Genomic DNA, 23839 nt, shown 5'->3' on the forward strand with positions numbered 1-23839 from the left:
CATCATTGCTGATGGGTCGCTCACTCAAAAAACTGACAGGCCACTACTTTCGTAGCGCCTATTTCATTATTTCTTGTGAACATTTGATATTTTAAGTTTTACAGCGACCCGAAGATCACTGCTGCACTTACATCAAATGCCCACACTTATCGACTGTTAATTGTTAAAGAACGTATTCGGTACTACTTATTTATCACTCTCGCGCTATCGACAAAGCGTTGTGTTTGTCAGCTGCGAAGAAGAAAGAGTATGAAGCGTTTCGGCTATTTCGTCAACCTTCTTTTTTCACCCTGCTTTACTCTGCATTTACATGCGTCGTTCAGCGAGGGGGCGAATTATAGCCCTGGCCCGCTTGCGTCGCAAGGACTATTTTGCGACCTTTTTCAGCTGGGCAAATATTGCTGTGTGATATCTTAGCGCTGGCAATACCCTGCCTCATTCACCTTGACTCTCATGCCTATTCCACACATCACCCCCACAGCCGATCCCGTACTGGCTAGCGAACTCGAACACTGTATCAATAGCAAAACCAAGCCGCTGGGCAGCCTGGGCCTCCTGGAAACTCTGGCCCACCAGATCGGCCTGATCCAGCAAAGCACGCAATTGACATTGCAGCAACCGGCCATCATCGTTTTTGCGGCCGACCATGGCGTGGTCGCCGAAGGCATCTCCGCCTATCCCCAAAGCGTAACTTGGCAAATGGTGGAAAATTTCCTCGGTAACGGCGCTGCCATCAACGTCTTCGCCCGCCAGTCCGATTGCGTGCTCTATATAGTAGATGCGGGCGTGAACCACGACTTCGGCCCACGCGACGGCTTGCTCGACCGCAAGCAAGGCCCGGGCACGCGCAACTTTGCCAAGCAAGCCGCCATGAGCAAGGAGCAGTGCATGGCCGCCATGCAGGCTGGGATGGACCTGGCCACCACGCTCGATGGCAATGTGCTGGGCTTTGGCGAAATGGGCATCGGCAACACCACCGCCGCCGCCGCACTCATGCACAAACTGACGCAAACACCGGTCGCCGATTGCGTGGGTGCCGGCACCGGCCTGTCCAAGGAAGGCATATTGCACAAACAGCATGTGATCGAAGCGGCCGTCGCGCATCATGCGGCAATCAATGATCCGCTCGACGTGCTCGCCACCTTTGGCGGTTTCGAGATCGCCATGATGGCAGGCGCCATGCTCAAAGCAGCCGAACGGCGCATGATTTTGCTGATCGACGGCTTCATCGTCAGCAGCGCCTTGCTGGTAGCGGCGCGTCTGCAACCTGCCATCCTTGATTATTGCGTGTTTTCGCACTGCTCCGATGAAAACGGTCACCGCCAACTACTGGCCAATCTGGGAGCGCGTCCGCTACTGCACCTCGATTTGCGCTTAGGTGAAGGTACGGGTTCGGCACTGGCCTTGCCGCTGCTGCATGCGGCCGTCAACTTCATGCGCGAGATGGCCACCTTCGCCTCGGCCCAGGTCAGCGAAAAGTCCACGCCGGACTAAGACGATGACTAATCCCGTTTCCGCTGCAGTCCATCAGTGCCGCCTGTTCTTCATTGCGCTACAGTTCTTCACGCGCCTGCCGATCCCGCGCTGGGTGGGTTTCGAGCCGGCCTGGCTGCAGCATGCCTCGCGCTACTTTCCGCTGGTCGGTGTCGTGGTAGCCACAATGTGCGGCGCCGTGTATCTGCTGGCCAGCTGGCTACTGCCTTCGGCGATGGCCGTGCTGCTGGCCGTCGCCGCCGGCATTTATCTGACGGGCGCCTTCCATGAAGACGGTTTCGCCGACATGTGCGACGGCTTTGGCGGCGGATTGACGCGTGAGCGGGTGCTGGAAATCATGAAGGATTCGCGCATCGGCGCGTATGGCGCCATCGGCATCGCCTGTCTGCTGGCCATCAAGTGCGCGGCGCTCGCTTCGCTGCCGCCAGCGGCCGTCGTGGCGACCTTATTCGTCGCCCATCCGCTCTCGCGCTTGGGCGCCGTCTCGCTGATCTGGTTGATGGACTATGCGCGCGGCGAAGGCAAGGCCAAGCCGATGGCGCAGCAGATGACGACGACTGAATTCCTCATCGCCGCCGTCTGCACCCTGTTGCCCATCATCGCCTGCGCCCTGCTGGGGATAATTGACTGGGCAGCGCTGGTCTTTGCCATCTTGGCGGCTGCAGCCGCCGCATTCTGGCTGGGCCGCAAATGCCAGCGCCGCCTGCAAGGCTACACGGGTGACTGCCTGGGCGCCGTGCAGCAACTGGCGGAAGTGGCGATTTACCTGGTCATCCTGTCCAGCTTTCAGCCACCAACACACTTCTAACTACTATTCGCCTCATGCGCCTGATTCTCGTTCGCCACCCCGCGCCGCAAGTGAACAGCGGCACTTGCTATGGCCGCAGCGACGTGGCGGTGGCGCCGCGCGCAATGGCCACGGTGCGCGCCAACCTGCAAGCGACTTTGCCGACCGGTGTGCCGCTCTACACCAGTCCGCTACGCCGCTGTGCCGGGCTGGCAACAGCATTGGCGCAAGACTTGCCTTCCAGCACCTTGCGCTTCGATGCGCGGCTGGCCGAAATGGATTTCGGTACCTGGGAAATGCAACCCTGGCACGCGATAGCGCGCGCGGACATCGATGCCTGGGCTGCCGACCTGGCCTATTACCGCCCTGGTGGAGGCGAGAATGTGCTGGCGATGGCCACCCGCGTCCATGCATTTCTAGGCGACCTGTTGTGCGAACAACACGAAACAGCCATCATCATCTGCCATGCGGGCACCATCCGTCTGCTGTTGGCACTACAGGCCCGGTTGCCATTGGAGGAAACCGCTCTGCGGGCCGCCAATAACGCCCACAAAATCGCCTACGGTGAGACGGTTGTCGTCGATTTCTGATGTCGAATCGTCCAGCCAGCCATTTCAGTCCACGCCCGCTGCACGTATAATAGCGGGGTTTTGGTGCCCGCGCTCATGTCCATGAGCGCAGTTAAACGGGAAACACGATGCCGCAACCGCGGCGCGCGTGTGCTGCCCCCGCAACGGTAAGCAAGTGTCTCCCCCTTCCTACAGGAAGCGGACGACAAGCTATCTCTAACAACCACTGTGCTTGCAATCATCGAGCATGGGAAGGTGGGATAGCCGTACTTGCCAGCCCGGATACCGGCCAGGACAGGTGGAAGTGCGGGCCTTGCCGGGTGCCGCTCCTTCCGTTGAATCTGGCTTGCGGGGACGCAGGCTGGATGCTTTTTCCGAAGAAAACGATATCATGACTGCTCCCGTATTACACCGCCGCACGCCGGCAATGGCGCCGCGCGCCCTGGTTTCCGCCATCTCCCTGTGTTTCGTCATCGCCGCTCCAGCATTCGCGCAAATCGCAAATAAGACGCTAGACAAGATCGTCGTCACGGGCTCCCGCTTCAACAGCGACCCGGCATTGCAACCGATCGGCGCCACGATCATCACGGCTGATGAGATCCGCCACGCAGGGATCACCGATGTAAATCAGGCTATCCGCAAGATCGGCGGCGTGTATGGCCGTCAAAGCCTCACCGGCAGTCCTGACTTTACCCTCGACCTGCGTGGCTTCGGCGCCACCGCCAGCCAGAACACGGTCGTGGTCCTCGATGGCGTACGCCTGTCGGAAAATGAGCTGACCGACCCAGTCCTGGCCAGCATCCCCATCGATAGCGTGGAACGCATCGAGATCACGCGTGGTGGCAGCAGCGTTCTGTACGGCGACGGCGCCACGGGCGGTGTAATTAATATCGTCACCAAGCGTCCAGGCAAGCAGGCTGGCCGTGGTACTGTCTTCGCCGAAGTGGGCCAACTGGGTCAGCGCGAAGTACGCGGCTCCGCAGCCCAGACCTGGAATAACGTTACTCTCGATGCCGCTGTCGGCAAGCAGGAAACCGACAACTATCGCGACAATAACGAATACAAACAGACCAACTTCGGCGGCGGCGCGCAATGGGCAGGCAAGGATGTACGTGCAGGTGTGCGTATCGGCAGCACACGTCAGGATAGTCGCTTCCCTGGCTCAATTACATTGGCCCAGTTTGACGCCAATCCGCGCCAGGCTAAAACACTGAAAGATTTTGGTTCGGTCGACAGCGACCGCTACACAGCATTCGCCGAAGGCCGCCTGGGTACCATTGATCTGGCAGCAGAACTGTCACATCGCGAAAAGACGGCTAAGTCCACCTATTTCAGCAGCTTCGGTCCTTCCGCATCAGAGCGCAAAACCAAGCAAAACCAGTTCTCTCCGCGTCTGCGCCACTTGGGCCAGTTCGACGGTATGCTCAATGAAATTGTCGCTGGCGCCGACTTCATCAAGTGGGACCTGGCGGTCGACGCTTCGTACTCCCAAGCAAAAGCAAAGCAGAAATCGCAGGCATTCTATGTGCGCGATGAACTGAAATTCGCTGACCCGAAAAACTTCCGCGTCGCGGCTGGCGTGCGCCACGAAACTTTTGACAAGGACTCCGTCGATCCGGCACCGTTCAGCACTGCCACCTACAACATCAAGCAGAACCTCAATGCCTGGGACGTACAAGGTAGTTTCGATGTTGTGCCGCAGGTAAATTTGTACGCCAAGGCTGGCCAGAGCTATCGCGTTGCTAACGCCGATGAAAATGGCTACACCCCTATCGCGAACAAACCCTTGCAAGGCCAAACCTCGCATGACCTAGAGCTGGGCGCGACCTACGACAACAGCATCGTCAAGCTAGATGCACGCATCTTCCGCCACAAGCTGAGCAACGAGATCTATTACGATCCGACGGCAGGCGAATCGGGCTGGGGTGCCAACACCAACCTGGATCCAACCAAACACCAGGGTGTTGAACTTGATGCCAGCGCGAACATTGCGGCCGATTGGCGTGTCAGCGGCCACTACCAGCACGTAAAGGCGACCTTCACCGAAGGCGTCAACTCGGGCAAGGAATTGACACTGATCCCGAAAAATACCCTGTCGACCCGCCTGTCATGGGTGCCGAAAGATGGCCAGAGCGCGGACATCGGCGCGCAATGGGTGGACAGCCAGCGCTATGGCAGCGATTTTGCCAATACCTGCGCTGCCAAGGTGCCTTCATTCACCACCTTCGATGCTCGCTATGCACGCAAGTTCGGCGCCTGGGAAGTTGCGGTCAATGCCCTGAACCTGACCGACAAGCAGTACTTCACCAACGCCTACAGCTGCAAAGGCGGCATCTATCCTAGCAATGGCCGCCAGATGAAACTCTCGGCACGCTACGATTTCTAAAGTGGCCAGGAGTTGACTACAATGGCCCGTACGCGCATCCGCATGCGGGCCATTTTTTTGCATTCTCACCATCAACGCATCTAAAGAAGTCCGCAGCCACTTGCACCGTTCCCGCTTCACCTAAGGCAGTCCATGCACCCATTTTTCCGCACTATGCGCCACCGCGCCACCGTGATCCTCACGGTGCTGGTCGTGTGCGCGATTGCCAGCCTCATTTTCTCCGGCATGATCGGTTCGATCGCGATTGCGCTCGCCGACCTGCCTTCCGCCCTGTTCCATGTCGTGCAGGGCAAGCCCGATACCCTCGCCGCCACCCTGCTCGACCTGCGCCTGGGGCGCGCGCTGACGGCCTTTGTCACCGGTGCGGCGCTGTCGCTGGCTGGCCTGATGATGCAAGCCCTGCTGCGCAATCCCCTTGCCGACCCGTATGTGCTGGGCATTTCCGCTGGCGCTTCCGTCGGTGCGCTGGCCGCGCTGCTATTCATGTGCGCGCTGTGGGTCGTTGACGCGGCCGCCTTTGCCGGCGCCGTCGGCGTGTCGCTGCTGCTGTACTTCTTTGCCCGGCGCGACCTGCGCGGCGGCACGGCGGCCGAAGGCGGCGCGTCGCTCTTGCTGCTGACGGGCGTGATACTCGCCTCGGCCTGCATGTCCATCGTCACCCTGATGCTCTCGATCGCTCCTGAAAGCCGCTTGCGCGGCATGGTGTTCTGGATGATCGGTGATCTGTCTGGCGCCCCCGCGCGGCTGATGCCTTGGCTAGTCCTGGCCGGCGCCATGGTGTTTGCGCTGCGCTGCGCGCGATCGCTGAACGTCATGGCGCTACATGCGGAAGCGGCCAGCACGCTGGGCGTGCGCGTGGGCGCCCTGCGCAAAGGATTGTTCTTCTGTTCCGCCCTGCTCACGGCCAGCGCCGTCACCAGCGCCGGCAGCGTGGGCTTCGTCGGCCTGATCGTGCCGCATGCGCTGCGCTTTGCCTGCGGCCCCGATCATCGCCTGCTGATACCGGCCGCCGCGCTGACCGGTGGCACTTTCCTGGTACTGGCAGATACCTTGGCGCGCACCGTGCTGGCGCCGTTGCAGTTACCCGTCGGCGTGGTCACGGCCATGATAGGCGCGCCCGTCTTCCTGTACCAGCTGCATCGATTGCGCAGGGGATGAAACAAACATGATACGCACCTACCAACTGGGCCTGAAAGCGGGCACGCGATGCCTCGTGGCAAACCTCACCTGGCAAATCAGGGATGGCGAATGCTGGAGCATCATCGGCCGCAATGGCGCCGGCAAGAGTACCTTGCTGCGCGCGCTGGCCGGCTTGCGCGAACCGGACGCCGGTCACGTAACAATACAAGGCCGTGCCCTGATCGACTGGCCTTTGGCAAAGCTGGCGCGTGAACGCGCTTTCCTGGCGCAGGCACGCCATGATGCGTTTTCGTATCGCGTGATCGAGACCGTGCTGTCGGCGCGCCACCCATATCACGACAACCATTACTGGGAAGGCAGCGACGACCAGCGCATCGCCCTGGCGGCGCTGGCTTCGATGGAAGTGGAACACCTGGCCGAACGCGATGTACGCAGCCTATCCGGCGGCGAACGCCAGCGCGTGGCGATTGCCGCCATGCTGGCGCAAGACACGCCCTTGCTGCTACTGGACGAACCGGCCAATGCGCTGGACCTGGCGCACCAGGTCAGCGTCATGCGTTTGCTATCGAGCTTGTGCCGCGAACAGCAGAAAACCGTGGTGATGGTGGGGCATGACCTGAACCTGGCGCACAGCGTCTCGACCCACGCACTGCTGCTGATGGGCGACGGCGCCTGGCTAGCCGGCACCGTCGCCGAAGTAATGCAGGCATCCATCCTGGGCGACTACCTGGGCCACCCGATCGACATCATCGAGCACGGCAAACGCAAGATATTCATACCGAAAGAAGACTGACATGAGCGACAACATCGACGCGGATTTGGCTGCCAATACCGCAGCTAATATCGACGCTATAAACGAACGCCACCGCGTGCGCATGGAGAGAAAAAAGGCCATCATCGACGCAGCCATCGCCAAGGCTGACAAGGAAATCGGCATCATCATCGTCAATACGGGCAATGGCAAGGGCAAGAGCTCAAGCGGCTTCGGCATGGCTATCCGCGCCATGGGCCACGGCATGAAGGTGGGCGTGGTGCAGTTCATCAAGGGCGCCATGTCGACCGGTGAAGAAAAATTCCTGCGCCGCTTCCCCGACGAAATCAGCTTTCATGCGATGGGCGAAGGCTATACCTGGGAAACGCAGAACCGCGAGCGCGACATCGAAAAAGCCGAACTGGCATGGGAACAGGCGAAGACCTTCCTGACCGACCCAAGCTACGGCCTGGTGCTGTTCGATGAACTCAATATCGCCCTCAAGTACAACTACCTCGACGTGCACAAGGTCATCGCCGACCTGCTGGAACGCCCGGCCATGCAGCACGTGGTCATCACGGGCCGCGGCGCGCCGGACGAATTGATTGCCATCGCCGACACTGTCACCGAAATGGCCGTCGTCAAGCATGCGTATGCGGCCGGCATCGGCGCACAAATCGGCACCGAGTGGTAGCAGCGCCATGACGCGCACCCTGGTCTTCGGCGGCGCCCGTTCCGGCAAGAGCGCCTATGCGGAAAAGCTGGCCCGCGAGTCGGGCAAGGAAGTCGTCTACCTCGCCACCGCGCAGGCGGGCGATGGCGAAATGGCCACGCGCATTGCGCATCACCGGCTACAGCGCCCGGCCCAATGGGCCACCGTGGAAGAACCGTTGCGCCTGGGCGACGTCATCTTGCAACAGGCGCGCCCAGGGCGTTTGCTACTGGTCGACTGCCTGACCCTGTGGCTGACCAACTTGATGTTTTCCACCGGCGAGACCTATCCGGACGTCGGCGATATCGCCCTGCCCGAACGGTTCCACAGCGAGCGCGCGCACCTGCTGTACGCGCTCGCCGAAGTGGAAGAAACCGGCGCCGACCTTGTGCTGGTATCGAATGAAGTGGGCATGGGCATCGTGCCGTATGGCGCTATCTCGCGTTGTTTCACCGATGAAGCGGGCCGTCTGAACCAGGCCGTGGCGGCCATCTGCGAGCGGGCCGTGTTTGTCGCCGCCGGCCTGCCCCTGTACCTGAAAGGCGGCCCATGTTAAGCGGCTTGTCGCTGCCCATGCTGGCGGCGCTGATGACGGCTGGCGTGCTGCTCGACCTGGTTCTGGGCGAGACGCGCCGCTGGCATCCGCTGGTGGGCTTTGGCCGCCTCTCCAGCGCGCTCGAGCGCCTGCTGAACCGGGGCCGGGGACGTTTTCTGCGCGGCGCGCTGGCCTGGTCGCTGGCCGTGCTGCCGATCAGCTATGCCGCCTACTGGCTGTGCGGCCTGGCCGGTGCGACGCTGCATGTTTTTTTGCTGTACCTGTGCCTGGGCTTGCGCAGCCTGCGCGACCACAATCAACCGATCGCCGATGCCCTGGCCATGGATGACCTGGACAAGGCGCGCCTGCTGACGGCGCGCATCGTCAGCCGCGACACGGCCAACGCCGACGCGACCAGCCTGGCCAAGGCCAGCACGGAATCCCTGCTGGAAAACGGCAACGACGCCGTCTTTGGCACGCTGTTCTGGTTTGCCGTGGCCGGTGGGCCAGGCGCGGTGCTGTTCCGCCTGGCCAATACGCTCGACGCCATGTGGGGCTACCGCACTGCGCGCTACGACTGGTTCGGCTGCTGCGCCGCGCGCATCGACGACATCCTTAATTACCTGCCGGCGCGCCTGACGGCCCTGTCCTATGTCTTGCTGGGCAAGACTATGGCCGACAAGCAGCGCGCCTGGCACTGCTGGCGCAGCCAGGCCCGCAACTGGGGCAGCCCGAACGCGGGCCCGGTGATGGCCAGCGGCGCCGGTGCCCTGGGCCTGGCCCTCGGTGGTGATGCCATCTACGACGGCGAACTGGAACGCCGCCCGCCGCTGGGCGCAGGACGCCCCGCCGAAGCGCGCGACATCGACCGCGCCTGGCGTCTGGTGGCTGAAACGGCCGTGCTGTGGCTGATCTGGATGGCGTTACTGGCCGGCCTGTACCACCTGCAGGGGCGATACCTTGCTTGAACATGGCGGCAACCTGCGCGACGCCGCGCGCGAGTATGGACGAGCGCTGGCCGACTGGATCGACCTGTCGACCGGCATCAACCCACACTGGTATGCAGCGCCAGCACCGCACGCCAGTGCATGGCACCGTCTGCCGGAAGCCGATCCAGCCTTGGCGGGCGCTGCCTGCGCCTACTACAAGGCGCCAGCCATGCTGCCGGTCGCGGGCACGCAAGCTGCCATCCAGGCCCTGCCGCGCTTGCGCGCCCCCTCGCGCGTGGTCGTGGCCGCGCCATCCTACGCGGAACACGCGCACCACTGGGGTCAGCATGGCCATCAATTGCGGCAAGTGCCGTATGCGCAACTGGGCGCAGCCGTCGACGGCTGCGACGTGCTGGTCGTCTGCAATCCCAACAATCCCACGGGCGAACGCATCGCGCCAGAGCTGCTACTGGAATGGGCCGCCAAGCTGGCCGCGCGCGGTGGCTGGCTGGTGCTCGATGAAGCGTTTGGCGACACGGAAACGCAAGCCGGCCTGGGATCGCACACGGGCAAGCCGGGACTCATCGTGCTGCGCTCGGTGGGCAAATTCTTTGGCCCGGCAGGACTGCGCCTGGGCTTTGTCGCCGCCCATCCCGCTTTGCTGGCCCAGTTGGCCGATATGCTGGGGCCATGGAGCGTCGGCGGCCCGGCGCAGCAGGTGGCGCTGGCAGCCCTGAACGACACGCACTGGCAGGAGGCAATGCGCGAGCGCCTGCGCGGCGAAGGCCTGCGTCTGCACCAGCTATTGGCAGCACACGACATCGCCAGCACTGGCACGGCGCTGTTTCAATGGTGGCCGGAAGAACGCGCCACCGCTTTTTGGCGCCACATGGCACAAGCAGGCATCTGGGTGCGCCTGTTCCGCCAAGCCGCCCATGGCATCCGCCTGGGCCTGCCCCCCGACGAACATGCCTGGCTGCGCCTGCAGCAGGCCCTCACTGCATGGAAGCACTTATGACGCACTTGAAAACCGCACTGCTGCTAGCCGGATTGATCTCGCTGCAGGCGCATGCCGCCATCACCGTGCGCGACGACGACGGCAATACCGTCACCGTGGAAAAGCCGGCGCAACGCATCTTGGCGCTGGCACCGCACGTCACGGAGCTGCTGTTCGCAGCCGGTGGCGGCGACAGGATCGCCGGTGTCGTCAGCTATAGCGACTATCCGGAAGCGGCGAAAAAAATCGCGCAGGTCGGCGACAACCGACAGTACGATATGGAGCGCATCATCGCCATGAAGCCCGACTTGATCGTCGTCTGGATGCATGGCAGCGCCGAGCGCCAGATCGCCATGCTGCGCCAGTTGAAGGTACCGATCTATCATAGTGAACCGCGCAAGCTGGCCGATATACCGGACAGCATGGAGCGCCTGGGCCAGCTGATGGGAACGGAAAAAGTCGCGAAAGCGGCCGCCGCCCAGCTGCGCGCGAAACTGGCAAGCTTGACGGCGCAGTATGCGCAACGCCCGCCCGTACGCGTGTTTTACCAGGTGTGGGACAAACCGATATATACCTTGAGCGGCGCGAGCATCGTCAGCGATTCCATGCGCTTGTGCGGCGCGCACAATATCTTTGCCGCGATGAAGGTGGTGGCGCCCGTCGTCACGCCGGAAGGCGTGTTGCAGGAAGACCCGGAAGTCATTTTCGGCACCAGCGAAAAAAGCGATCCGCGCAGTGAAGGCGGCTTGTCCATGTGGCGCGCCTTCCCGTCGATGACGGCCGTGCGCAGCAATAACCTGTTCCGTCTGAATGGCGATCTGCTGAACCGCGCCGGTCCGCGCATGATCGAGGGCACGGCCGCCATGTGCGAGCAGCTGGAAGTGGCACGCCAGCGCCGCGCCAATCCCGCCTCCAAGGGTGCAAAATGAGCCACACCGCGAGTCACTACCAGCGTATCGCCTGCCTCTCGACAGAAGCCGTGGAGACGCTGTATGCGCTCGGTGCGCAAGACGTCATCGCCGGTATTTCAGGCTTTACCGTGCGCCCGCCCCGCGCGCGTGCCGAGAAAACCAAGATCAGCGGCTTTTCGTCTTCCAGCCTGGAACGCATCCTGGCCGTAAAGCCCGACCTGGTAATCGGCTTTTGCGACATGCAGGCCGATATCTGCCGCGACCTGGTCAAGGCCGGCATCGAAGTGCACCAGTTCAACCAGCGCACGGTGGACGGCATCTTGCGCATGATCGCCGTGCTGGCCGCGCTGGTGCAGCGCGAAGAGGCCGGGCGCGTACTGATCGCCAGCCTGCGCGCGGACATCGCCGCCGCCCGGACCCGCGCCGCTTCCTGGACGCGCAAGCCCGTGATTTACTTTGAAGAGTGGAATGATCCACTGATGAGCGGCATCGGCTGGGCGGCAGAGTTGATCGGCATCGCCGGCGGCACGGACGCTTTCCCGCAATTATCCGTGCATCCGGGCGCCAGGGAACGCATTATTGCCGATCCTTTGGAGGTGGTGCGGCGCGCGCCCGACATCATCATCGCCAGCTGGTGCGGCAAGAAGTTCCAGCCCGCGCAATTTACGGCACGCCCCGGCTGGGACGCGATTCCCGCCGTGCAAAACAAGATGCTGTTCGAGATCAAGTCGCCCGACATTCTTTCGCCCGGTCCGGCCGCCATCACGCAAGGCTTGCGCCAGATCAGCGACATCATCGCGCAGTGGCAGCAGCAGGCATGAACGCCGCCTTCCCCGTCCTGATGGTGCAGGGCACGACTTCCGACGCGGGCAAGAGCACCGTCGTCGCGGCCCTGTGCCGCCTCTTGAAACGGCGTGGCGTGACGGTGGCGCCGTTCAAGCCGCAAAACATGGCGTTAAATAGCGCGGTGACGAGCGACGGCGGCGAAATCGGCCGCGCCCAGGCCTTGCAAGCACTGGCTTGCGGCATCGCGCCGCACACGGACATGAATCCGGTACTGTTGAAACCATCATCGAACACGGGCGCGCAGGTAATCATTCACGGCAAGGTGCGCGCCGAAATGGATGCGCGCGACTATCAGCAATACAAAACCATCGCCATGGGCGCCGTGCTCGAATCGTACACGCGCCTGCGCCAGCAATACGCCGCTGTCATCGTCGAGGGCGCCGGCAGTCCCGCCGAAGTCAACTTGCGCGCGCGCGATATCGCCAACATGGGCTTTGCCGAAACCGTCGACTGCCCCGTGATCCTGGTAGCCGACATCGACCGCGGCGGTGTCTTCGCGCACATCATCGGCACCCTGGCCTGCCTGTCCGACAGCGAGCGCGCGCGCATCCTCGGCTTTGTCATCAACCGCTTCCGCGGCGATATATCGCTGCTGCAACCGGGCATCGATTGGCTGGAGCAGCAAACGGGCAAGCCCGTGCTGGCCGTGCTGCCGTATTTGCAAGGCTTGTTTCTCGATGCGGAAGATGGCGTGGCAACGATGCAGGCCGAACGTGGTGCCTTCAAGGTAGTGGTGCCGCAACTGCCGCGCATCAGCAACCACACGGATGTCGACGCGCTGCGCGCGCACCCCGATATCGACCTGCAATTCATTCAACATGGACAGCCCATTCCACCAGCCGATCTGGTGATACTGCCCGGCAGCAAAAATACGCGCGGCGACTTGGCCTGGCTGCAGCAGCAGGGCTGGCCCACTTACCTGGCAAAACACCTGCGCTATGGCGGCAAGGTGCTCGGCATCTGCGGCGGCTTCCAGATGCTGGGACAAAGCGTGCGTGATCCGCTGGGCGTGGAAGGCGCGGCGGGCGAGTCCACGGCGCTGGGCCTGCTCGACATGGTGACAGAATTGACGGCAGAAAAACGCCTGCAGCAGGTCGCTGGCCACTGCGCGTTTGCCGGCGCGGCCGATGCGCCCGTGTCAGGCTATGAAATCCATATGGGCGTCTCGCATGGCGCGGCGCTGGCGCAGCCGGCCTTTGTCATCGATGGCCGCGCAGAAGGAGCCGTGTCGGATGACGGGAACATCCTGGGCAGCTATTTGCACGGCATGTTCGACACGCCCGCCGCGTGTACGGCGCTGCTGCGCTGGGCGGGGCTGGACTCCCGCCACACGGTGGACACCGCCGCCCTGCGCGAGGCCAGCCTGGAGCGTATCGCCGATGCGGCGCTGCCGCTGCTGGCCGCCCTGGAACACCTCCAACGCTAGCGACTATTGTTTCAGGCACATGCCCATGTACGAACGGTCGGTCGAAAACTCGACTGCCATGCTCGACGACACGGGCATGAACATCGAATAGTCGGCTGGCACATCGGCCGGGTCCTTGAATACGGCGACGCCATCGAAATCGACGGCTTGCGCGCCCAGGCCCAGCTTGTTGACGGTGATGGTTTCCGCATGCGTCTTGCCAGTCGTATTATTCGTCACGGTGGCGGTACTGCCGGCAACGACAATCTTCCCGCTGATGCCCTGCGCTGCGCAGGCGTAGCTGCCATTGAGTTCCGTGCCGATCTTCTGCTGTTTGGCGGCCACGATGGTGCCCACGCGCATGACGTTTTCCTGGTTGCGGCCGTAGCGATCGATAAACAGCGCCAGCCCCCGGTCCCCCGCATGCACATGCACGATGCCGAAGTCCTGGTCACCCTGGCGGGCGACGAGCAAGCCGCTCTTCGCATCCTTGACCAGCGTCAGGCTGGCGTTTTCCGCTGCCAGTTGCGGCGATACTGCAGAGCACACGCCTTGCGCGTTGAAGACGCCGCCATTGCACAGTTGGGCCGCTCCGTCGGCTGCGATCTTGAGAGTGCCTTTCGGATGGAAAGGGAAAGCGCCGTTCGAAGCATTGCGCATGGTCCCCAGGAAAATATAGTTGCCGGCCAGCTTGGCCACGTCACTGACCGCATAGCCGCTGCCGCTGACGGTCGAGACCATATTACCCAATTTGATATTGCCCGACAGCAGACGCGTGCGCGCATCGACGGTGACGCTGAAATCTGTCGCCGTGTCCGTGTAAGTGGTGAGATTGCCGCTGGTGCTAGCGCTAAACGTACCGCTGCGGTCACTCAAGCCGAACTGCGTCGACAAGACACGGATGGCATAGGTTTTCTTGACGCTGTCAAATGTGATGCGCCAGGTGTCGCCGATATCGGCGGCCACGTCATACACGCTTTCATCGGCGCTGGCGCCGGCAATGATATTGAGGCCAGCCTCTTTCGCCACCGCTTGCGATGCCAGCGTCACGCTGTCGGCAGGGACCACGGGAGGCGTCACCACAACGGGTGGCTTGACCGGTACTTCCGGCGCGCCACCATCGCTGCCGCCACCGCATGCGGACAGGGCCGCGCCCAACAAAACGATCGAAATTGTATTCTTCATCATTGACCTTCCAGGATTCTAGGACAAATTGCGAGTAACAGAGCCCGCAACGACAGCACTCATGCTAGATCCGGACGGAAGTTAATACTATGGAACAATTGTTCTATAGACTTTCTACGGCAACCTCTCGCTCAGCACGGCCAGCGACGGCGCCAATGCCGTCTTGTTATCCACATCGAACTTAATTCTCCCATGGTGCAATGGATCCACTTTCATCGGGCGATGGCGGCATTGTGCTGCGCGACACAAGACATGCCAAAATTGCAAGCATGGCAGGCCAGGAGGCGCGAGCGGCACGTCTGCGCCATCTATGTAACAATTCGCCCTACTGTAGGCTTTCCTCGCCAGGCGCACATCCATGAGCAGTTCTCCCGTTAAAAGCTACCTTCCATGGGTGGTTGCCACCGCCCTGTTCATGGAGCAACTCGACTCCACCATCGTCAACACCGCCATCCCCGCCATGGCCGCCAGCCTGCATGTGACGCCGCTCAGCCTGAAGGCCGTCGTCACCAGCTACATCCTGAGCCTGGCCGTCTGCATTCCCATCAGCGGCTGGATGGCCGACCGCTTCGGCACGCGGCGCGTGTTTTCGGCCGCTGTGGCCATCTTTACCCTCGCCTCCATCCTGTGCGGCCTGTCCGTGAATGCCCCCATGCTGGTGGCCGCGCGCCTGCTGCAAGGAGTGGGCGCAGCCATGATGATGCCGGTGGGCAGGCTCACCATCATCCGCACCTTTCCCAAGTCGCAATTGCTGGCGGCCATGAATTTCGTCATCATCCCGGCGCTGATCGGCCCCCTGCTGGGTCCCACGGTGGGCGGACTGATCGTGCACTGGCTGTCGTGGCGCGAGATTTTCTTCGTCAACGTGCCCGTGGGCCTGGCGGCGCTGTACCTGGCGCACCGCTACATGCCCGATTACTACGGCGACAAGCCCCGTCCGCTGGACTTGATCGGCCTGGTACTGTTCGGTACCGGCATCGCCTTGCTGTCGTGGCTGCTGGAAATCTTTGGCGAGCACAAGATCGATCCCACCTCGGCGGCCGTGCTGCTATTCATTTCCATCAGCCTGCTGGCCGCGTACGTCTGGCATGCGAGCGAAGTGCTGCACCCGCTGTTGCGTCTGACCCTGTTCAAGATTCGTACCTTCCGCGTCTCCGTGGTGGGCGGCTTTGTCACGCGCCTGGGCGTGGGCAGCCTGCCCTTTCTCTTGCCGCTGCTGTACCAGCTGGGCCTGGGCTTGCCCGCCTGGCAATCGGGCTTGCTGATGATGCCGTCGGCCGCAGCCGCCATGGGCATGAAATTCATTTCCGCGCGCGTATTGGCACGCTTCGGTTACCGCCAGGTGCTGGTCGTCAATACTGTGCTGATCGGCATCACCATCGCCATGTTTTCGCAGGTGGGCGCGGGCACGCCCCTGTCCCTGATCGTCGCCATCAGCCTGTGTTTGGGCTTTTTCAATTCCCTGCAATTTTCCAGCATGAACACCATCGCCTATGCCGATGTCGACCAGAGCGACTCCAGCATGGCCAGCACCATCGCCAGCTCGATGCAGCAACTGTCGATGAGCTTTGGCCTGGCCTTCGGTTCGCTGATCACGGGCTGGTACCTGGGCGACATGGCGCAGTCGGATCGCGCCATGCTCAGCACCGCCCTGCACCACACCTTCCTGACACTGGCCGCCCTGACGGTGCTGTCTTCGCTGACCTTCTGGACCTTGCGCCGCGACGATGGCGAAAGCATCAGCAAGGGCACGGACCGCGACGCGGAAGATGCGGCCGGCGTGAAGGCCCTGGCCCTCGTACAGACGGCAGTAAAAAGTACAAAAGGCTGAACCAGATCAAGCCTGCCGCAAGCGCCGCTGGTGCTTTTACCTGACGCTGCTACCGTGACGGCAGGAGGTGCGCATGGCGGCAGAGCGGCGGTTTGCATGGAAGGGTATCGACCGCCGTGGCAAGGCGGTCGATGGCATCTTGCGCGCCGCCGACGCCACCGCTGCCAGCATGGCCTTGCGGCGCCAAGGCATCCTCGCCACCAAGGTACGGGCTGCACGGGCCGCGCCGGGCAAGGCCATCACCGGCCAGGATATCGCGCTGTTCACGCGCCAACTGTCGACCATGATGGCGGCCGGCGTGCCGTTGCTGCAGGCCTTCGACATTGCCGGCAAGGGCCAGGTCAAGCCCGCCGTCACCGAGCTGATGCGCGACTTGCGCCACGACATCGAAGCGGGCAGCAGCCTGCAGCAGGCCTTCCGCCAATTCCCGCTGCTGTTTGACGAACTGTATTGCAAGCTGCTGGCCGCCGGCGAGCAGGCTGGCATCGTGCAAGATTTGCTGGCGCGCCTGGCCACGCACCAGGAAAAGGCCATTGCCCTGCGGCGAAAAATACGCGGCGCGCTGATGTATCCGCTGGCCATTGTGTGCGTTGCCATCGCTGTCACGGCCATCATCATGAGCGTAGTCGTGCCCGCCTTCCGCCAGGTATTTGACAGCTTCGGTGCGCCATTGCCATTACCGACCCTGCTCGTCATGGGCTTGTCCGCCTTTCTCGTGCGCCACTGGCTGGCCTTGCTGACGGCAGTGCTGCTGGCCTCGCTGCTAGCGCACCTGGCCTGGCAGCGCTGGCCTGCCCTGCGGCGCAAGATGCAACTGTGGGCCTTGCGCCTGCCCGTGTTCGGCGCGCTGCTGCGCAAGGCGGCAATTGCCCGCTGGACGCGCACCCTGGCCGCCATGTTCGCCGCAGGCGTGCCGCTGCTAGACTCGCTCGGCCTGGTAGGCGACGCCTCCGGCCACGCGCTGTACCAGGAAGCGACGACGCGCATCGAACGGGAAATCCGCGCCGGTGGCAGCCTGGCCCTGGCCATGCAACACAGCGCCGTGTTCCCCCCGCTGCTGACGCAGCTGGCGCTGATCGGCGAAGAATCTGGCGCGCTCGACGCCATGCTGTCGCGCGCGGCTGATATCATCGAGGCGGACATCGACGCCACGGTCGCCACCCTTTCGACGCTGCTGGAACCGGCGCTGATGGTGGTGCTGGGCGTGCTCGTCGGTTCACTCGTGATTGCCTTGTATTTGCCGATTTTCAAGCTGGGTGCCGTGATTTGACTGCGCCCTGCGCAAAACATCCCCATGTGCTGGCAGATGTTTTACACTACGGTCGTGCCAGGCAATGTTTGCGCGGCAACGATCTTCACCTCAGACAAATCCACCATGCTGCAAGATACCCTGCTGTTCGCTGCGCCCGGCAACCTGCCTGTCGCCCTCATCGCCGCCCTGTTCGGCCTGATCGTGGGCAGCTTCCTCAACGTGGTGATCCACCGCGTGCCAAAAATGATGCAGCGCGAGTCTGATAATTACGTGGCGCAAGAAAGCGGCTTGCCCCTGCCGCACACGCAGCGCTACAACCTGATGCTGCCGCACTCGCAATGCACCGCTTGTGGTCACCGCATCACGGCCATGGAAAACATTCCCGTCATCAGTTACCTACTGTTGCGCGGCAAGTGCAGCGCCTGCCAAGCGCCTGTCTCCGTGCGCTATCCACTGGTCGAGCTGCTGACGGGCGCACTGTCGGCCCTCTTGATCTGGCACTTCGGCAGCGGCTGGACGGGCCTGGCCACGCTGGTGTTTGCCTGGCTGCTGATCGCCATGACCTTCATCGATGCCGACACGCAAATGCTGCCCGACGACCTCACCTTTCCCTTGCTGTGGGCGGGGCTGCTGGTCAATATCAACGCCACCTTCGTGCCGCTGCAAGACGCCGTCATCGGCGCAGCCGCCGGCTATCTGGCCCTGTGGGCCGTCTATTGGGCCTTCAAGCTGGCGACAGGCAAGGAAGGAATGGGCTATGGTGATTTCAAATTGCTGGCGGCGCTCGGTGCCTGGCTGGGCTGGAGCATGTTGCCGACGATCATATTGTTGTCCTCGCTGGTCGGCGCCGTGGTCGGCATCGGCCTGATCGTCTTCGCCAAACGGGGCCGCGACAAACCGATCCCGTTCGGCCCTTACCTGGCAGCAGCAGGTCTGATCGCCCTGCTGTACGGCACGCCACTGTCGCGGCTGACGCTGGGCCTGACCGGCTGACCGGCGCAGCAGCGTGCACCTGATGGATAAACACATGCAACAACAAAACGCCCCTTATTTCAGCGTCGGTCTCACCGGCGGCATCGGTTGCGGCAAGAGCACCGTGGCCGACCTGTTCGCCGCGCGCGGCGCTTCCATCGTCGACACCGACCAGATCGCCCACAGCCTGACAGCGCCAAACGGCGCCGCCATGCCGGACCTGTTGGCGCAATTTGGCGCGGACTACGCCGATGCTCGGGGCGCCCTCGATCGCCCAAAAATGCGCAAGCTGGTGTTTTCCGATGCCGCCGCCAAGGCCAGGCTGGAAGCCATTCTGCATCCGCGCATCCGCCAGGCCACGCTGGCGGCGGCCGCCGAAGCGACGGGCAGCTATGTGATCTTTGCCGTGCCCCTGCTGGTCGAGTCAGGTGGCTGGGTGGAGCGCGTCAACCGCGTGCTCGTCATCGATTGCCCGGAAAGTTTGCAAGTATCACGTGTCATGGCGCGCAACGGCTTATCTGAAGAACAAGTCAAAGCCATCATGGCCACGCAAGCCACGCGCGCCATGCGCCTGGCGGCGGCGGACGATGTGATCGACAATCATGCCGATTTGGACGCCCTGACACCGCAGATTGCCCAGTTGCACGATTTATATCTGGCATTTTCAAAAAGAATGGCCGGAATCGGGCCGCAACGTTTGTAATTTGTCGACGCTTGGTTCAAAATCACGGGATTGTTTGCAGGTCCTTACTTAAGGGAATTATTTTGATTGTCTACGAATACCCTTTCAACGAACGCATACGTACCTTATTGCGACTGGAAGACCTGTACGACAAATTCAAGTTCTTCATCCAGCAAGAACATGCAATGCAGCATCATGTTGCCTTGGCGACTATTTTTGACATGCTCGAAGTGGCCGGCCGCGCCGACCTGAAGTCCGACCTGTTGCAAGAACTCGAACGCCAACGCCAAAGCCTGCTCGGTTACCGCAGCAATCCGAACGTGGAGCCGGAAACCCTCGATGCCATCCTTGCTGAACTCGACAGCGTCAGCGGCGCCCTGGTGGCCGCGCAGGGCAAGACGGGCCAGAATATCCGCGACAATGAATGGCTGATGAGCATCCGCGGGCGCACCATCATCCCGGGCGGTGCCTGCGAATTCGACTTGCCTTCCTACTTCGCCTGGCAAAAGCGCAGTTCCGAGCAGCGCCTGAACGATATCCACGCATGGTTTGCGCCGCTGGCACCGCTGTTCGATGCGCTGGCCTTGGTATTGCGTCTGCTGCGCGATTCCGGCGGCCCCGTGAAACTGATCGCCAATGGCGGCAGCTACCAGCAAATGCTGCAGGGCAAGGTGTACCAGATGCTGCGCCTGAGCCTGGATGAGAACAGCGGCGCCATCCCGGAAATCTCCGCCAACAAATATATGCTATGGATACGCTTCACTACCCAGGGCGGTGACTTGAAACCGAAGCCGCTGGAAGAAGATGTTCCGTTCGAGCTCACGCTCTGTAATTTTTAACTGCTACTTATTTGCCCCATCATGACCGTCGTTAACTGCCCTACCTGCGCTGCCAAAGTCGAATGGACTGAAGCCAATACATTCCGCCCCTTCTGCTCGGAACGCTGCAAGCAAATCGACCTGGGTGCCTGGGCCGAGGAAAAATATACGATCCCCGCCGCCGACCCGTTTGAAGATCCTCTGGCGGACGAAGACAACAAGCCGCAGTAAGCCGCAATTAGCCACAACTAAACGGATTTTCCAGGCGCAGCGCCTGCATGACGAACCTGTCGAGCCTGCCGCTCACCACCGTCAAGCCGTAGGCAATACCCATCGCCGCGATCTGTCCATCCACGCCGTGCGCGTGGCCGCGAGCATGCAGACGCGCACAGACATGTGCGCAATCGAGGTCAAATTCCAGCAGTCGCGGCGCATACTCTGCCAGCACAGCCTCCAGCCAGCCTTCCAGCGCCAGTGCTTCCAGCGCCGCTTCGCGCCGCCAGCTGTGCTGTATGCCTGCGCGCAACTGCGCGATCACCTGCACCGGCACATAGCGCGCCTCGGGCGGCACCCGTTCCAGAAAGGCGAGCACGCCTGTCGGCGCAACGCTACCCATGCGCGCCGCAACGATCACATCCGTATCGACCAGATAAGCGAGCGTAGGCATGGCCGGTCAGGAGCGGCGCCCGAAATCCGTATCGAGCCCGACGTCGGGCATGCTGGCCAAAATATCGTCGAGCGGACGCTTAGTCAGCGGCCGCAAGGCGCTGCGCAGGATGTCGCGATGCTCATCTTCGATGCTGCGCCCATGCGCTCGGGCACGCTTGTGCAGCGCGGCAATCAGCAATTCATCGGTATCGGTAAAGGTCAGTGTCAGCGGCATGCGAAACTCCCCGGTGCTTGATGCAAGCACTGTAGCGCACAGCGCGCAAGATACAAGGAGAGCAAAAGGAAAGTTTGCGCCAGCGCGCAGCATGGCGCTGCCCGCTGGCACTATTGAAGATCAGGCAGACGCCAGCAATTCCCGGCGCACCTCATCGAGCCATTCCAGCAGGGGAATGGTGGCCGGAAGCAAGGGTTCCACGCCGACCGTGCCCTGCCAGGCGAACGCCTGCCCTTCCAGGCTTTGCGGCTCGCCCCGCCAATGGCGACTGATATAAAAATGCAGGCGCACATGCGCATGCGGATACACATATTCGACGCCGCACCAGGCCTCGGCACTGTCAATATACAGCCCCAACTCCTCGACAAACTCGCGTTTCAAGGCGTCAAAGATGGCCTCGCCCGGTTCGACTTTGCCACCTGGAAATTCCCAATAACCGTCATACGGCTTCCCAGCCGGGCGCTGGCCCAGCAGTACGTCACCATTCGGCTTCATCAAGATACCCACGGCCACATCGACAGGCTGGACTTTATCCTTCAAGCTCACTTCGCTCATTGCGCCAGCTTTCCCGCGTAATCGCGCGCAAATTGCCAGGCCACCCGGCCCGAACGGGAACCGCGCTGCAAGGCCCAGCGCAGCGCCTCGCCACGCGCTGCCGCAATCTGTTCCGGCGTGCAGCCAAAGCTAGCGAGCCAGTGCGCGACGATGTCCAGATAGTCATCCTGCTTGAACGGGTAGAACGACAGCCACAGGCCGAAGCGCTCGGACAGCGAGATTTTCTCTTCCACCGTCTCGCCCGGATGCAAATCGCCATCGTCGTCCGTCTTGTAGCTGGTATTGTCCGACATCCGTTCCGGCATCAGATGACGGCGGTTCGACGTGGCATAGATCAGCACATTCTCCGATTGCGCGGCGATGCTGCCATCGAGCGCTACCTTCAACGCCTTGTAGCCGCTCTCGCCCTCTTCGAACGACAGGTCGTCGCAAAAGATGATGAAGCGCTCAGGGCGCGCCGCCACCAAGTCAACAATGTCGGGCAGGTCGACAAGATCGGCCTTGTCCACTTCGATCAGGCGCAAGCCCTGGCTGGCGAACTGGTTCAGGCACGCCTTGATCAAGGAAGACTTGCCCGTCCCCCGCGCGCCCGTCAGCAGCACGTTGTTGGCCGGACGCGCACCGACGAACTGGCGCGTGTTCTGTTCAATTTGCGCTTTTTGCGTGCCGATATTGTGCAAGTCATCCAAAGCGATCGATGACACGTGGGCCACAGCCTGCAAATAGGCTGCTGCGCCCTGGCGCCGGCGCCAACGGAAGGCAAAACTGTTCCAGTCGGGCGCGGGCGTCGGCTGCGGCAGGATCGCTTCCACGCGCGCCAGCAAGGCTTCGGCGCGGATCAGGAATTGATCGAGTGTGGTCATGAGCGGTAGTCGGCGTTGATCGACACGTAGTCATGCGACAGGTCGCACGTCCACAGGGTCGCCGTGGCATCGCCACGCGCCAGCTTCACGCGGATGGTAATTTCGCTTTGCTGCATCACGCGCTGGCCATCCTGTTCCTGGTAGTCCGGGTTGCGGCCGCCATTCTTGGCCACCCACACGTCGTCCAGGTATAGATTCAACTGGCCCACGTCGAGGTCGTCCACGCCCGCATAACCGATGGCGGCCAGGATGCGGCCCAGGTTCGGGTCTGAGGCGAAGAAGGCCGTTTTCACCAGCGGCGAATGGGCGATGGAATACGCGATCTTGCGGCACTCTTCCACGTTGCGGCCGTCTTCCACGGTCACGGTCATGAACTTGGTCGCGCCTTCGCCGTCGCGCACGATGGCTTGCGCCAGGAACGTCGACAGTTCGGTAACGGCAGCGGCCAGTTCGGCATAGTGCGGCGAATCGGTCGAATCGATATGCAGGCTGCCAGCGCCCGTGGCCACCAGCATGAACGAGTCATTGGTGGAGGTATCGCCATCGATGGTGATGCAGTTGAACGATTTATCGGCCGCCTGCTTCACCAGCTGGTCCAGCACGGGCTGGGACACGGCGGCGTCAAACGCGAGGAAACCGAGCATGGTGGCCATGTTCGGCTTGATCATGCCGGCCCCCTTGCTGATGCCCGTCAGCGTCACCGTGTGGCCACCGATGGTGACGCTGCGCGAGCCCGCTTTCGGCTGCGTATCGGTGGTCATGATGGCTTCGGCCGCCGAGAACCAGTTGTCTGAAGTGAGCGCGGCCACGGCTTGCGGCAAGCCGGCGACCAGGCGCTGTACGGGCAGCGGTTCCAGGATCACGCCGGTGGAAAACGGCAGAATCTGCTGCGGCGTGCAGCCCAGCAGCTCGGCCAGTGCGGCGCAGCTCGCTTGTGCATCGGCCAGGCCCGATTCGCCCGTGCCTGCATTCGCGTTACCCGTGTTGACCAGCAGCGCGCGGATAGGCGCAGCGCCGGCCGTCACGGCAGCGAGGTTGGCTTTCGAGATTTGCACGGGTGCAGCGCAGAAGCGGTTCAGGGTGAACACGCCGGCCACGGTGGCCGTCGGCGCCAGTTTCAATACCAGCAAATCTTTGCGGTTGGGTTTCTTGATGCCGGCTTCGGCAACACCGATTTCAATGCCGGCGACGGCTTTCAGGTCGGCGGCGACGGGCTTGGGGGAATTGACGGCCATAGGAGTTCTTCTGCGAGGGAAAAAGGAAACGCTATTGTAGCGCCTTCGCGGCGCCGCTCACATATGCAGCATGCAACAAGCCATCTGTCCATGCGCTCACT

The 23839-nt window shown here is 62.2% G+C and carries 25 protein-coding genes and 1 riboswitch; of the genes, 19 read left to right on the forward strand and 6 right to left on the reverse strand.

From position 1 onward, the window contains the following. Window positions 1-453: 453 nt before the first annotated feature. From cobT to ACQ4V8_RS18380, 13 genes are all read left to right on the forward strand, one after another. Entirely contained in the window at window positions 454-1494 is a 1041-nt protein-coding gene (gene cobT, locus ACQ4V8_RS18320) for a nicotinate-nucleotide--dimethylbenzimidazole phosphoribosyltransferase (protein WP_010395032.1), read from the forward strand. Window positions 1495-1498: 4 nt separating this feature from the next. Further along, window positions 1499-2302: an adenosylcobinamide-GDP ribazoletransferase gene (locus ACQ4V8_RS18325; RefSeq protein WP_010395030.1), complete on the forward strand. Its 804-nt coding sequence runs from the start codon at window positions 1499-1501 to the stop codon at window positions 2300-2302. Window positions 2303-2316: 14 nt separating this feature from the next. Next, entirely contained in the window at window positions 2317-2871 is a 555-nt protein-coding gene (locus ACQ4V8_RS18330) for a histidine phosphatase family protein (protein WP_010395028.1), read from the forward strand. Window positions 2872-2915: 44 nt separating this feature from the next. Then, a riboswitch (cobalamin riboswitch) is annotated at window positions 2916-3158 on the forward strand. Window positions 3159-3241: 83 nt separating this feature from the next. Beyond that, on the forward strand, window positions 3242-5236 hold the full coding sequence (locus ACQ4V8_RS18335; RefSeq protein WP_029496163.1) for a TonB-dependent receptor: 1995 nt from the start codon (window positions 3242-3244) through the stop codon (window positions 5234-5236). Between the two features lie 132 nt (window positions 5237-5368). Next, window positions 5369-6394 (forward strand): FecCD family ABC transporter permease, encoded by a 1026-nt coding sequence (locus ACQ4V8_RS18340; RefSeq protein ID WP_010395025.1) that lies wholly within the window; start codon window positions 5369-5371, stop codon window positions 6392-6394. Window positions 6395-6401: 7 nt separating this feature from the next. Beyond that, window positions 6402-7169, forward strand: coding sequence for an ABC transporter ATP-binding protein (locus tag ACQ4V8_RS18345; protein ID WP_010395023.1), 768 nt, complete (start codon window positions 6402-6404; stop codon window positions 7167-7169). Window position 7170: 1 nt separating this feature from the next. Further along, window positions 7171-7821: a cob(I)yrinic acid a,c-diamide adenosyltransferase gene (cobO, locus tag ACQ4V8_RS18350; RefSeq protein ID WP_010395021.1), complete on the forward strand. Its 651-nt coding sequence runs from the start codon at window positions 7171-7173 to the stop codon at window positions 7819-7821. Between the two features lie 7 nt (window positions 7822-7828). After that, window positions 7829-8395 carry a bifunctional adenosylcobinamide kinase/adenosylcobinamide-phosphate guanylyltransferase gene (gene cobU / locus ACQ4V8_RS18355; protein WP_436571972.1) on the forward strand — a complete coding sequence of 189 codons (567 nt, stop codon included), beginning with the start codon at window positions 7829-7831 and terminating at the stop codon, window positions 8393-8395. Beyond that, complete coding sequence (gene cbiB / locus ACQ4V8_RS18360; protein WP_436571973.1) at window positions 8389-9342, forward strand: adenosylcobinamide-phosphate synthase CbiB; 954 nt, start codon at window positions 8389-8391, stop codon at window positions 9340-9342. The genes cobU and cbiB overlap by 7 nt, the downstream gene beginning before the upstream one ends. Beyond that, window positions 9335-10321, forward strand: coding sequence for a threonine-phosphate decarboxylase CobD (cobD, locus tag ACQ4V8_RS18365; protein ID WP_436571974.1), 987 nt, complete (start codon window positions 9335-9337; stop codon window positions 10319-10321). Before cbiB ends, cobD begins: the two co-directional genes overlap by 8 nt. Continuing rightward, a complete protein-coding gene (locus ACQ4V8_RS18370) occupies window positions 10318-11229 on the forward strand; it encodes a cobalamin-binding protein (protein WP_436571975.1) in 912 nt (303 codons plus the stop codon). The genes cobD and ACQ4V8_RS18370 overlap by 4 nt, the downstream gene beginning before the upstream one ends. Then, window positions 11226-12032 carry an ABC transporter substrate-binding protein gene (locus ACQ4V8_RS18375; protein WP_010395011.1) on the forward strand — a complete coding sequence of 269 codons (807 nt, stop codon included), beginning with the start codon at window positions 11226-11228 and terminating at the stop codon, window positions 12030-12032. The genes ACQ4V8_RS18370 and ACQ4V8_RS18375 overlap by 4 nt, the downstream gene beginning before the upstream one ends. Then, window positions 12029-13483, forward strand: a complete 1455-nt coding sequence (locus tag ACQ4V8_RS18380) for a cobyric acid synthase (RefSeq protein WP_436571976.1) — start codon at window positions 12029-12031, stop codon at window positions 13481-13483. Before ACQ4V8_RS18375 ends, ACQ4V8_RS18380 begins: the two co-directional genes overlap by 4 nt. A gap of 3 nt (window positions 13484-13486) precedes the next feature. Here ACQ4V8_RS18380 and ACQ4V8_RS18385 read toward each other — a convergent pair whose 3' ends face one another. Continuing rightward, entirely contained in the window at window positions 13487-14650 is a 1164-nt protein-coding gene (locus tag ACQ4V8_RS18385; RefSeq protein WP_050855863.1) for a hypothetical protein, read from the reverse strand. A gap of 355 nt (window positions 14651-15005) precedes the next feature. Here ACQ4V8_RS18385 and ACQ4V8_RS18390 point away from each other — a divergent pair, with 355 nt between their 5' ends. From ACQ4V8_RS18390 to yacG, 6 genes are all read left to right on the forward strand, one after another. Continuing rightward, complete coding sequence (locus tag ACQ4V8_RS18390) at window positions 15006-16478, forward strand: DHA2 family efflux MFS transporter permease subunit (RefSeq protein WP_436571977.1); 1473 nt, start codon at window positions 15006-15008, stop codon at window positions 16476-16478. 73 nt (window positions 16479-16551) lie between these two features. Then, window positions 16552-17748 (forward strand): type II secretion system F family protein, encoded by a 1197-nt coding sequence (locus ACQ4V8_RS18395; RefSeq protein WP_010395004.1) that lies wholly within the window; start codon window positions 16552-16554, stop codon window positions 17746-17748. A 105-nt stretch (window positions 17749-17853) separates the two neighbouring features. After that, window positions 17854-18723 carry a prepilin peptidase gene (locus tag ACQ4V8_RS18400; protein ID WP_196856260.1) on the forward strand — a complete coding sequence of 290 codons (870 nt, stop codon included), beginning with the start codon at window positions 17854-17856 and terminating at the stop codon, window positions 18721-18723. Between the two features lie 34 nt (window positions 18724-18757). Beyond that, window positions 18758-19405, forward strand: coding sequence for a dephospho-CoA kinase (gene coaE, locus ACQ4V8_RS18405; protein WP_010394997.1), 648 nt, complete (start codon window positions 18758-18760; stop codon window positions 19403-19405). A gap of 62 nt (window positions 19406-19467) precedes the next feature. Next, window positions 19468-20223: a cell division protein ZapD gene (gene zapD, locus ACQ4V8_RS18410; RefSeq protein ID WP_010394995.1), complete on the forward strand. Its 756-nt coding sequence runs from the start codon at window positions 19468-19470 to the stop codon at window positions 20221-20223. Window positions 20224-20241: 18 nt separating this feature from the next. Beyond that, window positions 20242-20433 carry a DNA gyrase inhibitor YacG gene (gene yacG, locus ACQ4V8_RS18415; RefSeq protein WP_029496160.1) on the forward strand — a complete coding sequence of 64 codons (192 nt, stop codon included), beginning with the start codon at window positions 20242-20244 and terminating at the stop codon, window positions 20431-20433. Between the two features lie 7 nt (window positions 20434-20440). Here the strand turns inward: yacG and ACQ4V8_RS18420 are convergent, their stop codons facing one another. The 5 genes from ACQ4V8_RS18420 to argJ form a co-directional block, all read right to left on the reverse strand. After that, complete coding sequence (locus ACQ4V8_RS18420) at window positions 20441-20869, reverse strand: PIN domain-containing protein (RefSeq protein WP_436571978.1); 429 nt, start codon at window positions 20867-20869, stop codon at window positions 20441-20443. A gap of 6 nt (window positions 20870-20875) precedes the next feature. Next, window positions 20876-21085 (reverse strand): FitA-like ribbon-helix-helix domain-containing protein, encoded by a 210-nt coding sequence (locus ACQ4V8_RS18425; RefSeq protein WP_010394988.1) that lies wholly within the window; start codon window positions 21083-21085, stop codon window positions 20876-20878. 120 nt (window positions 21086-21205) lie between these two features. Next, entirely contained in the window at window positions 21206-21640 is a 435-nt protein-coding gene (locus ACQ4V8_RS18430) for an NUDIX domain-containing protein (RefSeq protein ID WP_010394985.1), read from the reverse strand. After that, on the reverse strand, window positions 21637-22503 hold the full coding sequence (locus ACQ4V8_RS18435; RefSeq protein ID WP_010394983.1) for an ATP-binding protein: 867 nt from the start codon (window positions 22501-22503) through the stop codon (window positions 21637-21639). Before ACQ4V8_RS18435 ends, ACQ4V8_RS18430 begins: the two co-directional genes overlap by 4 nt. Further along, entirely contained in the window at window positions 22500-23738 is a 1239-nt protein-coding gene (argJ, locus tag ACQ4V8_RS18440; RefSeq protein WP_070345778.1) for a bifunctional glutamate N-acetyltransferase/amino-acid acetyltransferase ArgJ, read from the reverse strand. The genes ACQ4V8_RS18435 and argJ overlap by 4 nt, the downstream gene beginning before the upstream one ends. Window positions 23739-23839: the final 101 nt, after the last annotated feature.

The sequence above is a fragment of the Janthinobacterium paucivorans genome (assembly GCF_051380805.1).
GTDB lineage: Bacteria > Pseudomonadota > Gammaproteobacteria > Burkholderiales > Burkholderiaceae_D > Janthinobacterium > Janthinobacterium lividum_D.